The organism is Curtobacterium flaccumfaciens (assembly GCF_051548005.1).
Lineage (GTDB): Bacteria > Actinomycetota > Actinomycetes > Actinomycetales > Microbacteriaceae > Curtobacterium.
In genome coordinates this window covers 1-14,493 of the sequence record NZ_JBPUGH010000082.1, presented here as the reverse complement: position 1 = coordinate 14,493, position 14,493 = coordinate 1, and the positions used below count along the sequence as shown (strand labels likewise).

General features: G+C 72.0%; 10 protein-coding genes. 9 read left to right on the top strand and 1 reads right to left on the bottom strand.

The genetic code is table 11. From position 1 onward, the window contains the following. The 8 genes from ACSW7Y_RS10765 to ACSW7Y_RS10730 all read left to right on the top strand — a co-directional run. The coding region (locus tag ACSW7Y_RS10765) for an ABC transporter ATP-binding protein (RefSeq protein WP_438126280.1) at positions 1–942 on the top strand (942 nt) is incomplete at its 5' end. A 463-nt stretch (positions 943–1,405) separates the two neighbouring features. Beyond that, the gene (locus ACSW7Y_RS10760; protein ID WP_438126279.1) at positions 1,406–3,709 is read left to right on the top strand and encodes an adenylate/guanylate cyclase domain-containing protein; all 2,304 of its coding nucleotides are present in this window, start codon (positions 1,406–1,408) and stop codon (positions 3,707–3,709) included. After that, positions 3,706–5,160 carry a mechanosensitive ion channel domain-containing protein gene (locus ACSW7Y_RS10755; RefSeq protein WP_438126278.1) on the top strand — a complete coding sequence of 485 codons (1,455 nt, stop codon included), beginning with the start codon at positions 3,706–3,708 and terminating at the stop codon, positions 5,158–5,160. Before ACSW7Y_RS10760 ends, ACSW7Y_RS10755 begins: the two co-directional genes overlap by 4 nt. Before the next feature lie 9 nt (positions 5,161–5,169). Continuing rightward, positions 5,170–6,534, top strand: a complete 1,365-nt coding sequence (locus ACSW7Y_RS10750; RefSeq protein WP_438126277.1) for a cystathionine beta-synthase — start codon at positions 5,170–5,172, stop codon at positions 6,532–6,534. A gap of 115 nt (positions 6,535–6,649) precedes the next feature. Beyond that, complete coding sequence (locus ACSW7Y_RS10745; protein ID WP_438126276.1) at positions 6,650–7,795, top strand: cystathionine gamma-synthase; 1,146 nt, start codon at positions 6,650–6,652, stop codon at positions 7,793–7,795. A 97-nt stretch (positions 7,796–7,892) separates the two neighbouring features. Then, positions 7,893–9,284: an MFS transporter gene (locus tag ACSW7Y_RS10740; RefSeq protein ID WP_438126275.1), complete on the top strand. Its 1,392-nt coding sequence runs from the start codon at positions 7,893–7,895 to the stop codon at positions 9,282–9,284. Between the two features lie 10 nt (positions 9,285–9,294). Further along, positions 9,295–9,867, top strand: a complete 573-nt coding sequence (locus ACSW7Y_RS10735; protein ID WP_438126274.1) for a substrate-binding domain-containing protein — start codon at positions 9,295–9,297, stop codon at positions 9,865–9,867. A 314-nt stretch (positions 9,868–10,181) separates the two neighbouring features. Then, entirely contained in the window at positions 10,182–12,086 is a 1,905-nt protein-coding gene (locus ACSW7Y_RS10730; RefSeq protein ID WP_438126273.1) for a S53 family peptidase, read from the top strand. 87 nt (positions 12,087–12,173) lie between these two features. Here the strand turns inward: ACSW7Y_RS10730 and ACSW7Y_RS10725 are convergent, their stop codons facing one another. Beyond that, entirely contained in the window at positions 12,174–12,752 is a 579-nt protein-coding gene (locus tag ACSW7Y_RS10725) for a TetR/AcrR family transcriptional regulator (RefSeq protein WP_438126272.1), read from the bottom strand. 166 nt (positions 12,753–12,918) lie between these two features. On the opposite strand from ACSW7Y_RS10725, the gene ACSW7Y_RS10720 reads away from it, so the two are divergent. Continuing rightward, the gene (locus ACSW7Y_RS10720; RefSeq protein ID WP_438126271.1) at positions 12,919–14,175 is read left to right on the top strand and encodes a multidrug effflux MFS transporter; all 1,257 of its coding nucleotides are present in this window, start codon (positions 12,919–12,921) and stop codon (positions 14,173–14,175) included. Positions 14,176–14,493 lie beyond the last annotated feature (318 nt).

The following is a 14,493-nucleotide window of genomic DNA, read 5'->3' as shown; positions in this document are numbered from 1 at the left end:
GTCCCGATCACGGCCGGCACGATCGTGGCGTTCACGACGGTACAGTCGCGCCTGCTCTTCCCGACCGTCGGACTGCTCCGGGTCGTGCTCGACCTCCAGACCTCGGGCGCCCTGTTCGCCCGCATCTTCGAGTACCTCGACCTGAAGCCGGCCATCACCGACTCCCCGACGGCGCACCCGGTCGACGAGTCCCGCCTCGGGCACGTCGCGTTCGAGCACGTGACCTTCGCCTACCCGGACGGTGAGCCCGACAACCCGACGCTGCGCGACGTCTCGTTCGAGCTCCGGCCGGGGCAGTTCGCCGCGTTCGTCGGCCCGTCGGGAGCGGGCAAGACGACCGTGTCGTACCTGGTCCCTCGGCTGTACGAGGCGACGAGCGGCAGCGTGCGGTTCGCGGGCGCCGACGTGCGCGACATCGAGCACGAGGACCTGATGCGGCACGTCGGCATCGTCAGTCAGGAGACCTACCTCTTCCACGCGTCTATCGGCGACAACCTCCGCTACGCCCGACCGGACGCCACCGACGAGGCCCTCGAACGGGCAGCTCGCGCGGCCAACATCCACGAGACGATCGCGTCGTTCCCCGAGGGGTACGACACGATCGTCGGAGAACGTGGTTACCGGCTCTCCGGCGGCGAAAAGCAGCGCATCGCCATCGCGCGCGTCCTGCTCAAGGACCCACCCGTCCTGGTCCTCGACGAGGCGACGAGCGCGCTCGACTCGATCTCCGAGCGGGTGGTGCAGACGGCGCTCGACAACGCGGCGGCCGGCCGGACGACGATCTCGATCGCGCACCGACTGTCGACGGTCCGCGACGCCGACGTGATCTTCGTGCTCGACCACGGACGCATCGTCGAACAGGGCACACACGACGAGCTCCTCGAGATCGGCGGCACGTACGCGACGCTCCATCGTCAGCAGAACCTGCCGGTGGGCGCCTGACCGACAGGTGAGGGTCGGACGAGGGCTGGCGGGCACCACACGCGGCGGCTGAACCCGGCCTGCCGCGACGCGGCCCGCGTCGCCCCGCCGCAACGCGACCCGGCCCGCCGCGGCGCACACCACCGGTGTCGCGCGCCGTCCCGACCGTCAGCCTGGAGGCCCGTGGCGGGCTGGCACCGCGCCTCCAGACCGATGGCGGCGGGCACCGACGACGGTGCGGTCCGGACCGCGAGACGCCATCTCGCCCCGCCGCGGCGACCGGGCCGACCGGCTCCGAGACGGCCACGCCACCGCCTGCACCGCTGGGCCGGACGCGCGACGGGTGTCGCCGATCGTGAGCGATCCCGCTCCGCGGGATGCGGATATCGAGCGAACACGGACGCGACGGTTCCTCGCGTGGTACCTGTGGATCCACAAACCCGAGCAGTGCCCCCTGATCCGCGCCGCCCGATCGGAGTCCTCCGTGACCGATGCCTCCTCCCCGTCCGACCCGATCCCGCCTGCGGGCAGCACCGCCGGCCCGGACAACCCGTACCGATCGGACAACCCGTACCGATCGGACAACCCGTACCGATCGGACGATCCGGACCGATCGAACGGTGCCCGCGACCCCGGTCAGCGCGCCGACCAGCCCCGTCGGCCGGGCCGCCTGCGCGGGTTCCTGACGAGTGGGGCGCTCGACGTCCAGTCGAAGCTCCTCGTGATGCTCCTGGCCGTGAGCCTCGTCGCCGCGCTCGTCGTCGGTGCCGTCGGCTACGTGAACGGCCGCGACTCCCTCCAGGCCGCCGCCTTCAACCAGGTGACCTCGCTGCGGGAGGCCCGGATCACCGAGCTCAAGCGGTCGTTCGGGCAGTTCACCGACACCGTGGTCGCGCAGACCCGGAACGCGAGCGTCATCGGGGCGACCAAGGCGTTCGAGTCCGGGTGGGACGACCTGCAGCGCCGTCCGGTGTCCGACGACGACCAGCAGAAAGTCGACGACTGGTACGCCGACACCCTCGTGCCGCAGCTCGACAAGGCGTCCGGTGGGACGGCCGACCCGCAGCAGTTCGCGCCGACGTCCGATCCGCAGACGTACCTGCAGGCGCGGTACACCGCTCCGTTCACCGACTACGACGAGGCGATCGCGCAGGACGACGCCGGCGACGGCAGTGCCTGGTCGAAGGCGCACGCCGAGTACCAGTCGTACTTCCGGCAGGCGGTGGAGACGGTCGGGTACGAGGACCTGCTCCTCATGAACACGGACGGCGACGTCGTGTACTCGGCGTACTCGGGCGCGGACCTCGGCACGGACCTGGACGACGGGCCGTACCGCGAGTCGAACCTCGCGACCGGGTACCGCGACGCGCTCCGGCTGACGAGTTCCGACGGCTTCGTGGTCACGGACTTCCAGCGGTACGTCCCGAGCCTCAACGTGCCGACGCTGTGGGTGATGTCCCCGGTGGGCGACGACGGCAAGATCATCGGCGTGATGGCGGTGCAGGTGCCCCTGGCGCTCGTCAGCGCCGTGATGACCGGTGACCAGGGTTGGAAGGCGGACGGGCTCGGCGACACGGGGGAGTCGTACCTCGTCGGCGACGATCGTCTGATGCGGTCGTACTCTCGGCAGCTGCTGCAGCACCCGGCGCAGTACGAGCGGGACGTCATCGCGGCCGGTACGGCGCCAGCGGTCGCGAAGCGGCAGGTGCAGGTCAAGGGCTCCGTGTTGCTCCAGGAGGTGAACACGACGCCGGTCAGCCGGGCGTTGCAGGGGAAGTCCGGGACGGTGATAGCCAGCGACTACCGCGGCAAGGAGGTCCTCGCGGCGTACGCACCGCTCGAGGTCGACGGCCTGCGGTGGGTGGTCGTCGCGCAGATGGACACCTCCGAGGCCTTCGCGCCGGTGAACGTGTTCGCGCGGAACCTCGCCCTCGCCCTCGTCGGGATCATCGTGCTCGTGTCCCTGCTCTCGCTCCTGCTCGCGCAGGTCTTCGTGCGGCCGATCCGACGGCTGCAACGGGCCGTCAACCGGGTGAGCGCCGGCGAGCTCGGCGTCGAGGTGCAGACGAAGGGCGGCGACGAGATCGGCGACCTCGGACTCGCGTTCAACGACATGAGCCGGAGTCTCCAGGTGAAGCAGGACCTCCTCGACGAGCAGCGGCGACAGAACGACACACTGCTGCTGACGATGATGCCGGAGGACGTGGCCAAGCGGTACAAGCAGGGCGAGGACACCATCGCGGCCGACCACCAGGACGTCGCGGTCGTGTACGCCGACCTGATCGGCTTCGACGACTTCGCGAAGGGACTCTCCGCCGAGGAGAGCCTGGCGCTCGTGAACGACCTCTGGCGCTCGCTCGACGAGGCCGCCGGTCGGTACGGCATCGAGCGTGTGCGGACGACGCGGGCCGGGTACCTCGCGTCGTGCGGCCTGAGCGTGCCCCGTGTCGACAACGTCCGGCGGGTCGTGGAGTGGGCGGAGGAGTCGCAGCGCGTGCTCGAACGCTTCAACGGGCAGCACGGTTCCCGCGTGGGACTCCGAGCGGGCATCGACGCCGGTCAGGTGACGAGCGGACTCGTCGGACGGGCGAGCCTCGTCTACGACATGTGGGGTGACGCCGTGAACCTCGCCTACCGCGTGCAGGGCATCGCCCCGTCGCCGGGGGTCTACGCCACGCAGCGGGTCGTCGACAAGCTCGGCGACCGGGGCGGCATCGTGGACGCGGGCGAGGTCCGGACGCAGTCCGGGACGCAGCGCATCTGGAAGCTCGAGCAGGTGCAGCCGTGACCCCGTTCTGGCAGCAGCCGTGGTTCTGGCCGGCGATCGTCGTCATCGTCGGACTCCCGGTCGTGCTGCTCGTCCTCACCGAGCTGCAGTCGAACCTGCAGCGCCGGGGCAACTCGCTGCACAAGGTCGTCGGCCTGCTCCGCAACGCGGTCGTCCCGGTCATCGCGATCCTCGTCCTGAGCGTGCAGGTCACGGCGGCGGTCGACCCGTCCCGGCCGGTGGTGACGCAGGTGATCGCGACGGTGCTCGGGTTCCTCGTCATCGTGTTCGTGCTGAACGGCATGAACGTCCTGCTGTTCACGAACGCCCGGAAGGGCAGTTGGCGCGAGAAGATCCCGTCGATCTTCGTCGACATCGCGCGGGTCGTCCTCGTGGCGATCGGCCTCGCGGTCGTGTTCCGCATCGTGTGGGGCGCAGACATCGGCGGCATCTTCACCGCCCTCGGCGTCGGCTCGTTCGTCATCGCGCTGGCCCTGCAGACCGCGGTCGGGCCGATCGTCGCCGGGCTGTTCCTGTTGTTCGAGCAGCCGTTCCGGCTCGGGGACTGGCTCGACATCGGCGGGACGCGCGGCCGGGTCATCGAGGTGAACTGGCGGTCCGTGCACCTGGACACGGGCAACGGCATCCTCATCACGCCGATCGGGTCGCTCGCCGGTGCGTCCTTCACGAACCTCAGCCGGACGGGAGGCACGTACCCGGTCTCGACGTCGGTCACGTTCACCACGGACGACGCTCCGGCAGCCGTGGTCGCCCTCCTCCAGCGCGTCGCGTCGGGTCTGCCCCAGCTCGCGTCGGGCACGAGCCCGTCGGCCGAGCCGACGGGAGGCACCGGCTACGCCGTCTCGTTCGAGGTCGGTGGCCCGTCACAGGAGGCTCCGGCGCTCGCCCAGTTCCGGATGTGGCTCTGGTACGCCGCTCGGCGCGCCGGCCTCGGGCTCGACGGTGACACGACCGACGACTTCGTCACCGACGAGCGACGGGACGCCGCCCTCGCCTCGATCGCACCGACCCTGTACCTGGCGTCCGACGACGTCGCGGCCCTCCGACAGGTCGTCACGCTCGAGCGGTACGCGGCCGGGGAGGTGATCTCCCGGCCGGGTGTCGTCCCGACGGCGATCCGCTTCGTGCTGAGCGGGAGCGTCGAGCTCCGGGTGCCGTTCGGCGACGAGCAGCTCCCCGCGACCCGGGTGGAGGCCGGCGACTACGTCGGGCAGACCTCGCTCACGCGCGAGGTCGTGCAGACCTTCCAGGTGGCCCTGACCGAGGTCGCGGTGCTCGTCGTCCCGGTGGAGGCGATCGACACCATCGTGCGGTCGAACCCGCAGCTCGCCCGTGACATCGGTGCCGTGATCGACCGGCGGCACCAGGACGTCGCGGACACGATCGCGGCGCGGGCCGGCCAGCTGCAGCACGGCGTCACGTCCGGGAGTGCGCTCGGGACGGGCATCTAGACTCGGCCCGTGCGTTACGCGAACTCCGTCGTCGACCTCGTGGGCGACACCCCGCTCGTCAAGCTCAACCGGGTGACCGAGGGGATCCGGGCGACCGTCCTCGTCAAGGTCGAGTACCTCAACCCCGGCGGGTCGTCGAAGGACCGCATCGCCACGCGGATCATCGACGCGGCCGAGGCGTCCGGCGACCTCCGGCCCGGCGGCACCATCGTCGAGCCGACGTCCGGCAACACCGGCGTCGGCCTCGCGCTCGTGGCGCAGCAGCGCGGCTACCGCTGCGTGTTCGTGCTGCCGGACAAGGTCGGCGAGGACAAGCGGAACGTGCTGACCGCGTACGGCGCCGAGATCGTCGTCACCCCGACCGCGGTCCCGCCCGAGCACCCGGAGTCGTACTACTCGGTGTCGGACCGCCTCGTGCAGGAGATCCCGGGCGCCTACAAGCCGAACCAGTACGCGAACCCGAACGGTCCGCGCAGCCACTACGAGACCACCGGTCCGGAGATCTGGCGCGACACCGAGGGGCGGATCACGCACTTCGTGGCGGGCGTCGGCACCGGCGGCACCATCTCCGGCACCGGGCGCTACCTCAAGGAGGCCTCCGAGGGACGCGTCCGCATCGTCGGCGCGGACCCCGAGGGCTCCGTGTACTCCGGCGGCACCGGCCGGCCGTACCTCGTCGAGGGCGTCGGCGAGGACTTCTGGCCCGCCGCGTACGACGCCGGGGTGCCCGACGAGATCATCGCCGTCACCGATGCCGAGTCGTTCGCGATGACCCGGCGGCTCGCTCGCGAGGAAGGCCTGCTCGTCGGGGGCTCGAGCGGCATGGCCGTGGTCGCCGCACTCCGGGCTGCCCGTGACCTGACCGAGGACGACGTCGTCGTGGTGCTCCTGCCCGACGGCGGTCGCGGCTACCTCGGCAAGATCTTCAACGACCGGTGGATGCGCTCGTACGGGTTCGCCGAGACGGACGACGCCCGCACGGTCGGCTCGGTCGTGGCGGGCAAGGACGGTCGGCTGCCCGACCTGGTGCACGCCCACCCCTCCGACACCGTCCGCGACGTCGTCGACATCATGGCGAAGTACGGCGTCTCGCAGATGCCCGTCCTCAGCGCGGAGCCACCCGTCGTCATCGGCGAGGTCGTCGGCGCCGTCGCCGAGAAGGACCTGCTCGAGCAGGTGTTCACGGGTGCCGCGTCGATGACGGACGCGCTCACGCCGTTCGTCGGGGAGCCGCTGCCGCTGATCGGCATCGGGGAGTCGGTCTCGGCCGCCCGGCGTGCCCTCGAGACCGTCGACGCACTCCTGGTGGTCGAGGACGGCAAGCCCGTCACGGTCCTCACCCGCCACGACCTGCTCACGTCCCTGTCCGAGTGAGCGGACGCTCGACCGCCCGACCGCCCGACCGCTCGAGCAACCGGCCGCTCCACCGCCCGACCGCTCGCCTGACCACCCGACCGTCCGACCTCCGAACGACCGAGGAACCCACAGCATGACCGAGTTCAGCACCCGCGCGATCCACGCCGGCCAGGAGCCCGACGCCGGCACCGGCGCGGTCATCCCCCCGATCCACGTCACGTCCACCTACGCGCAGGACGGCATCGGGAACATGCGCGCCGGGTACGAGTACTCCCGCGGCGGGAACCCGACCCGCGACGGCCTGCAGACCCTGCTCGCCGACCTCGACGGCGGTGTCGCGGCGTACTCGTTCGCTTCAGGGCTCGCGGCGGAGGACGCCCTGCTCCGCGCGTACCTCGAACCGGGCGCCCGCGTGGTGATGGGCAACGACGTGTACGGCGGCACGCACCGCCTCGTGAACCGGGTGCACGTGCCGTGGGGCGTCCAGCTCGTGGTGGTCGACATGAGCGACACCGACGCCGTCCGGACCGCGCTCGAGGGTGCTCCGGCGAAGACCGTGCTCTGGGTCGAGACCCCGACGAACCCGCTCATGAAGATCGCCGACATCGCGGCGCTCGCCGAGCTCGGGCACAGCGCCGGCGCGCTCGTCGTCGTGGACAACACCTTCGCGTCGCCGTACCTGCAGCAGCCGATCGCACTCGGCGCCGACGCCGTCGTGTACTCGACCACGAAGTACCTCGGCGGCCACTCGGACGTCGTCGGCGGGGCGGTGGTGCTCGGCGACGAGGAGCTGGCCGAGCGGGTGGCGTTCCTGCAGTTCGGTGCCGGGGCGATCTCGTCGCCGTTCGACGCGTTCCTCACCACCCGCGGCATCAAGACGCTCGCGGTCCGGATGGAGCGGCACTCCGCCAACGCCCAGGCCGTCGCCGAGTCGCTCGTCGGTGCGCCCGGCGTCGAGCGCGTCTTCTACCCGGGGCTCGCCGACCACCCGGGGCACGATGTCGCAGCCCGCCAGATGCGCGGCTTCGGCGGCATGCTCTCGCTCTCGCTGTCCGGCGGAGCCGCCGCGGCGAAACGGTTCGCGGAGTCGACCGAGGTGTTCACGCTCGCGGAATCGCTCGGCGGCGTCGAGTCGCTCATCGGGTACCCGAGCGAGATGACGCACGCCTCGGTGCGCGGGACCGAACTCGAGGTGCCCGACGACATCGTGCGCCTCTCCGTCGGGATCGAGGACGCCGGCGACCTCGTCGCCGACCTGCGGCAGGCGCTGACGCGCTGACCAGACCGACGGGAGGCACGGTGCGGGCCCGCCCCGCGCCTCCCGTCCGGCCCTCCGCGACCCCACGACCGTCGCTGGCCGCTCCTAGGATGGTGCGGTGAGCACCGCCGCCCCGACGAGGACCAGCATCTTCAGCGGGCGGTACGCCCTCGCCACCGTCGGCATGGTGGCGATCGTCGCGGTCGCGGCGTTCCAGAACCTCGCGATGACCACCGTCATGCCGGAGATCAGCCGCGACCTCGACGGCGAGACCCTGTACGCGCTGGCCTTCGCCGCACCGCTCGCCGCCGGCGTCCCGGGCATGGTGCTGGCGGGCAACTGGACCGATCGCTCCGGTGGCCGCGTGGTCGCGTGGGTGTCCGCCGCCTTCTTCGCGATCGGCACCGCGGTGGTGATGACCGCGCCGACGATGGAGGTCTTCCTCGTCGGGCGACTCGTCGAGGGCTTCGGCGCCGGGGCGATCGACGTCGTGCTCTACGTGCTCGTGGCGCGGATCTTCCCGGACGAGCTGCACGGCCCGGTGTTCGCGGGGTTCGCCGCGGCCTGGGTGCTCCCGGCGCTCGTCGGACCGGCGCTGGCCGGGATCGTCACCGAGGTCTGGGGCTGGCACTGGGTCTTCGCGGGGGCACTCGCCATCGCGGTCGTCGGGTTCAGCGTGCTCGTCCCGACCCTCCGGCGCCTGCACCCGCCGGCCGCCGAGGTCCGGGCGCCGTGGCAGCGCGCCCGCATCGGGTGGTCGGTGGCTGCGGCGGTCGCGATCCTGCTCCTCAACGTCGCGCCCGACCTCGGCGCCTGGGCCCGCGTCGCAGCCGTGGTCATCGGTGTCGTCGGTACCTGGGCTGCCCTCCGTCCGCTCGTGCCGCCGGGGACGTTCCGCGCCGCACCCGGTCTGCCGTCGGTCGTGCTGCTCCGTGGTCTCGTCGCCGCGTCGTTCTTCGGGAGCGAGGCCTACGTCCCGTTCCTGCTGCAGGCGAAGCACGGACTGTCCGCCTCCACCGCCGGACTCGCACTGACGGTCGCCGCGCTGAGCTGGGCCGGGGCGAGCTGGCTGCACGGACGGCTCGGCGAGACCCGGCTGACCGCGGCGCGGACGTTCGGCGTCGGGCTCGGCCTGGTGCTCGTGAGCCTGCTCGCCGCGTTCGCCGTCGCGACGTTCGACCTGCCGTGGTGGCTGCTCGTCGTCGGCTGGTTCGTCGGGGGAGCGGGCATGGGCGCCATCTACCCGCGCACGTCCATGCTCACGTTGCGGTTCTCGGGAGAAGGCGACGACGGTTTCGCGTCGAGCGCGCTCACGATCGCGGACGCCTCCGGCAGCGTGGTCGGGCTCGCGCTGACCGGGCTGCTGTTCGTCGGCACGGGCGGCGCGGACACCGACGTGGCGTTCCCGCTCGTCTTCGGCGGCATGGTGCTCGTGTCGCTCGTCGCCTGGGCGGCCGTCCGTCGGCTCGGGCCCGTCCCGCCACCGGCCACGGTCACGGACCGCGGGTAGCCTGGCCGACGTGTCCACCCGCATCGTCGCCGCAGCCGTCGCCCTCGCCGCGGCCCTCGCGCTGACCGGCTGTCAGGGCACGACGTCTGCTGCGCCGACCCCGGTGCAGAGCAGCGACCTGACGAGCTCCGACGGCGGCTTCGACCAGAACGCGGTCGTCGGGGTGGTCCTGCTGCGCAGCGCGGCGACCCCGGGGACGACCTCCGGCGGTGTGCCGCTCGCCACGCGGTTCCGTGACGACCTGACCGCCGCCGGGTTCCGGCCGGACGTCCGGGTCGCGGGGACGGCCGACGCTGCCGCGGACCAGGAACGGGCGGTGCGCCAGCTCGTCCAGCGCGGTGCGAAGGCGCTCCTCGTCGAGGCGGCCGACCCCGCGTCGCTCTCCGGCGCGCTGCAGGTCGCCCACGACGCCGGCGTGGTGGTCGTCGCGGTCGGTGACCCCCTGCCGACCTCGGGGACCGGCGGTGACGGCGTGTCCGCCGACTACCGCGTGCAGGGGAGCGACTCCGACGCGGCCACGGTCGCGAAGGCCACGGCGGTCGTGGAGTCCCTCCAGCGCGGCGAGAAGCCCCCGAACGGCTGACCCGAGCTGCGCAAGAGGGACGATCGGTCTCCCGGTGACTCCCCAGGCACGAGGGCGGACCCCGCACCACCACGCCCCCGACGGCTGAGCAGAAGGACAGTCGTCACCCCCGAACGGGTGACGCCGCACGTCGGTGGTTCCACCGACTGTCCGGTCGTTCCACAAGCTCACTACAGTCGCCTCACCCCAGCTCCACGGTGAGAGGACCCGAAGTGCAACGACGCCCACCGACCCCCGGTCGGACCGAACCCAAGAGGACCCGGACCGCGCTCGTCGCGATCGCCACCGCAGCGTGCACGATCGGTGCCGTCGCCATGACCGCCGGACCCGCCGACGCCGCCACCCGGCACACCCTGCCCGACTCCACCCCGTCGTGGGCGACGAGCACGAACGACGCCGGCACCGTGGCCGCGAGCACCGACGTCGAGGGCGAGGTCTACCTGCCGCTCCGGAACCAGCAGGGTGCCGAGGCGCTCGCCACCGCCGTCTCGACGCCCGGCAGCGCGCACTACCGCAAGCCGCTCAGCCCGTCGGCGTGGATCGCGAAGTACGCACCCACCAAGGCCTCCGCGGACGAGGTCACCGGGTACCTCCGGGCGCAGGGCCTCACGATCACGGCGGTCCCGGCCAGCCACGAGTTCGTGGTGTTCCGCGGACCGGCGTCCGTCGTCGGCGGGGTGCTCGGCACGAGCCTGCACAGCTACCGCCACGCGGGGAAGACCCTCGTCGCACCGTCGTCCGCGCCGTCGCTGCCGTCCTCGATCGCCGGCCTCGTCAGCGGGGTCACGGTCGACCAGGGACGCCTCCTGACCCACCCCGAACTCGTCCAGCAGGGCGAGACGCCCGCCACCTCGACGCCGGCCCGGACCCTCCGCGAACAGGCGACCGGCCCGACCGGGATCCAGGCGAAGTGCTCGGCCTACGACGGCCAGAACACGGCGACCGTCCCCGCGGCCTACGGCACGACGACCGTCCGCACCTTCGCCTGCGGCTACGTGCCGAAGCAGATCCGCTCCGCCTACGGCGTGGACGCGCTCGCGGCGAGGGGCGTGCAGGGGCAGGGACAGACCGTCGCGATCATCGACGCGTACGCCTCGCCGACGATCGTGCACGACACGAACAGCTACTCGGCGCAGAACGGTGAGCCGGGCCTCACGAGCGCGACCTTCCAGCAGAAGATCCCGTCGCCCTCGCAGTTCACCGACCAGGTCCTGTGCCAGCAGCCCAGCGGGTGGCAGGGCGAGGAGACGCTCGACGTGCAGTCGGTGCACGCCGTCGCCCCGGCCGCGAAGATCCTCTACGTCGGTGGGACGAACTGCGGCGGTGGCCTCGACGTCGCGATGTCGAAGGTCCTCGACCAGGGGCTCGCGAACCTCGTGAGCAACAGCTACGGCGACGTCGGCGAGAACGTGCCGCTGTCGGCCATCCGCGGCCAGGAGAACCTGCACATCCAGGCTGCCGGCGAGGGCATCGGCCTCTACTTCTCGAGCGGGGACAACGGCGACGAGTCGGCCGCCCTCGGCAGTGCACAGCCGGACTTCCCCGCGTCGAGCCCGTGGGTGACCGCGGTCGGCGGGACGAGCCTCGGCATCGGCGCCGACGGTCGCAAGACCTTCGAGACCGGGTGGGGCGACGTCCTCGACCAGATCGTGTCGAGCGACCGTGGTGACGTCTACGCAGCACCGCTGCCCGGCAACCTCGTCGGCGGTGGCGCCGGTGGCGGTCGGAGCACGCTCTTCGACCAGCCCGCCTACCAGAAGGGCGTCGTGCCGTCGTCGCTCGCGAACGGCAAGCGCGTCTCGCCGGACCTCGCGGCGCTCGCCGACCCGTACACCGGCTTCGCGATCGGGATCCGCCCGATCACGGACGACACCACCCTCGCGACCGGCGACTTCGTCAACGAGACGTACGGCGGCACCTCGCTCGCGTCCCCCCTGACGGCGGCGCTCATGGCGATCGTGCAGCAGTCGACGCACACCCGGCTCGGGTTCGCGAACCCGACGATCTACGCGACGTACCGCGCGGCACCCGAGGCGTTCAACGACGTCGTGCCGCCGAAGTCGCCGATCGCCCTCGCGTACACGAGCGCCACGAGCGGCAAGGACTACCTCGTGACGCTCGACCACGACACGTCGCTCACCACCGCGAAGGGGTACGACGACGTGACGGGACTCGGCTCGGTGTCGTTCACCGCGCTCTCGCAGGTGGCGCGCCGGTAGCGCGCACCGCGTCCTGGACGGACGCGCAGGACGGACGGGAGGCCCGGTGCCAGCTGGCACCGGGCCTCCCGTCCGTCCCGTGGTGCGTCAGCGCCACCAGGCCGGGAACGAGAGCGTGATGGTCTCGACCAGCGCCTTCCGCGACCGGCGCGGGCCGGCCAGCCAGGCCTCGATCGCACCGACGAAGCCCTGCGCGACGAACCCCGCCGCGACGTCGTCGAGCAGCTCCGGTCGGCCCGCCGGGAGGTCCCGGATGTGCTGCGCGCTCGACACCGTGAAGTGGTCGACCAGCAGTCGGTGCAGCGAGCCGTCCTCGGGGTCCGGCAGTGCCTTGCCGTAGATGTCCTTGTGCGCCACGACGTGCTCGACGACCGCGTCGATGCCCCGGCGCGTGATGGCGGCCAGCTCGTCCGGTCCGGCACCGCGGTCGAACGCGGCGCGACGTGCTGCAGCGTCGGCGTCCCGGATGCGGTCGAGCTCGGGGGTGAGCACGTCGGCGAGCAAGGACCCGGGCGAGACCGCGTGCGAGTAGAACGTCGCGCGGTTGATGCCGGCGGCGCGGGTGACGTCCGCGACCGTGATGCGGGAGACCGGGCGGTCGGCTGCGAGCCGCAGGATCGCCTCGCGCAGGGCGGCGGTCGTGTGCAGGATCCGGGCGTCCACCATGACACCCACCCCCTTCTGTCCAGATCGCCCGGTCCGCCGGGCAGTCCGAACGTACCGCATGTCAGGGGACGTACAGGTGCGGTTAGGATGGTTCCGCGGACGAATCGATTCGAGTCGGGGTCCGTGCTCCCGCCGCCACCCTCCTCTCCGTCGAAGGACCCTGCTCGTGACCGCGCCCGCCACCACCGGTTCGCTCCGTGTCGTCCTGCACCCGGGGGACTCGCTCTCCCGCGGGCAGCGACTCGTCTACGTCTTCGTCCTGGGCGCCCTCACCGCGCTCGGGCCGTTCACCATCGACCTGTACCTGCCGGCGTTCCCCGCGCTCAAGGAGCAGTTCAGCGTCACCGACGGTGCCGTGCAGCTGACCCTCACCGCCACCACGCTCGGCTTCGCGATCGGGCAACTGCTCGTCGGACCGTGGAGCGACAAGGTCGGTCGTCGACTCCCGCTCATCGTCGCCACGAGCCTGCACGTCCTCGCGTCGATCGGGGCGGCGACCGCACCGGACATCGAGCTCCTCGGGCTCTTCCGCGTGCTGCAGGGGATGGGCGCCGCGGCGGGCGGTGTCGTCGCCATGGCGACCGTGCGCGACCTGTTCGGCGGCAAGCCCCTCGTGCGCATGCTGTCCCGGCTCGCGATGGTGAACGGCCTCGCGCCGATCCTGGCCCCGCTCATCGGCTCGCAGATGCTGCGGTTCACGAGCTGGCGCGGGATCTTCGTCTTCCTCGCGTGCTACGGCCTCGCCGTCGTGATCGCCTCGCTCCTGCTCATCGTCGAGACCCTGCCGCCGGCGCGTCGGCACGAGGCCGGGCACTCGAGCGTCGGGCAGCGCTACCGAGCGCTCTTCTCCGACCGGATCTTCGTCGGCGTCGCCCTCATCGGGGCGATGGTGTTCAGCGGACTGTTCTCGTACCTCAGCGCGTCGCCGTTCCTCTTCCAACAGGTGTACGACCTCAACGCGCAGCAGTACGGCCTGCTCTTCGCGGTGAACTCGATCGGTGTCGTGCTCGGCGTGCAGATCTCGTCCCGCATCGCGCAGCGCGTCGGCCCGCAGTGGATCCTGGCGTGCTCGACCGCCACGCTCTTCCTCGCGGCCGTGGCGATCATCGTGCTCGACCTGCTCGGCGCCGGGCTCGTCGGGGTGCTCGTGCCGCTCTGGTTCTTCATCGCCGCGTGCGGGTTCTCGTTCCCGCTCGTGCAGGTGATCGGCCTCGCGGCCCACGGCAAGGAGGCGGGCACCGCAGCGTCCCTCCTCGGCGCGCTGAACTTCGGCGTGGCCGGACTCGTCTCGCCGATCGTCGGCTGGCTCGGCATCACGACCGCGGCACCGATGGCCGCGGTGATGGCGTGCACGTCGGCCGTGGCGATCCTGCTGCTCTGGGTGGTCGTCCGGCCGCGGACGGTCCCGGCGCTCTCGCACTGACACCGTCGCGCGGCGTCGGGTGGCGTCGGTGGCGTTGCGGTGTGCGGGCCGTCGCTGTCGGGCGACGTGACCGCTGTCGGACGACGTCGACCGAGTCGTCCGACAGCGGTACGAGCCGGACCGAACCGGCTGCCCCCGCCGTTCGTATGCTGAGCGCATGAGCGATGCTGTGGAGCAGGCACGGGCGGCGGCAGCGGCGGCGAAGGCCGCGGCGGACGAGGCTCGGCGCCTCGCGGACGAGGCCGCGGCCCGGGCCGAGGAACTCGCGGCGGCGCTCGCGGCCTCGATGCCCGCTGCGGACGCGGCACCCGTCACGGA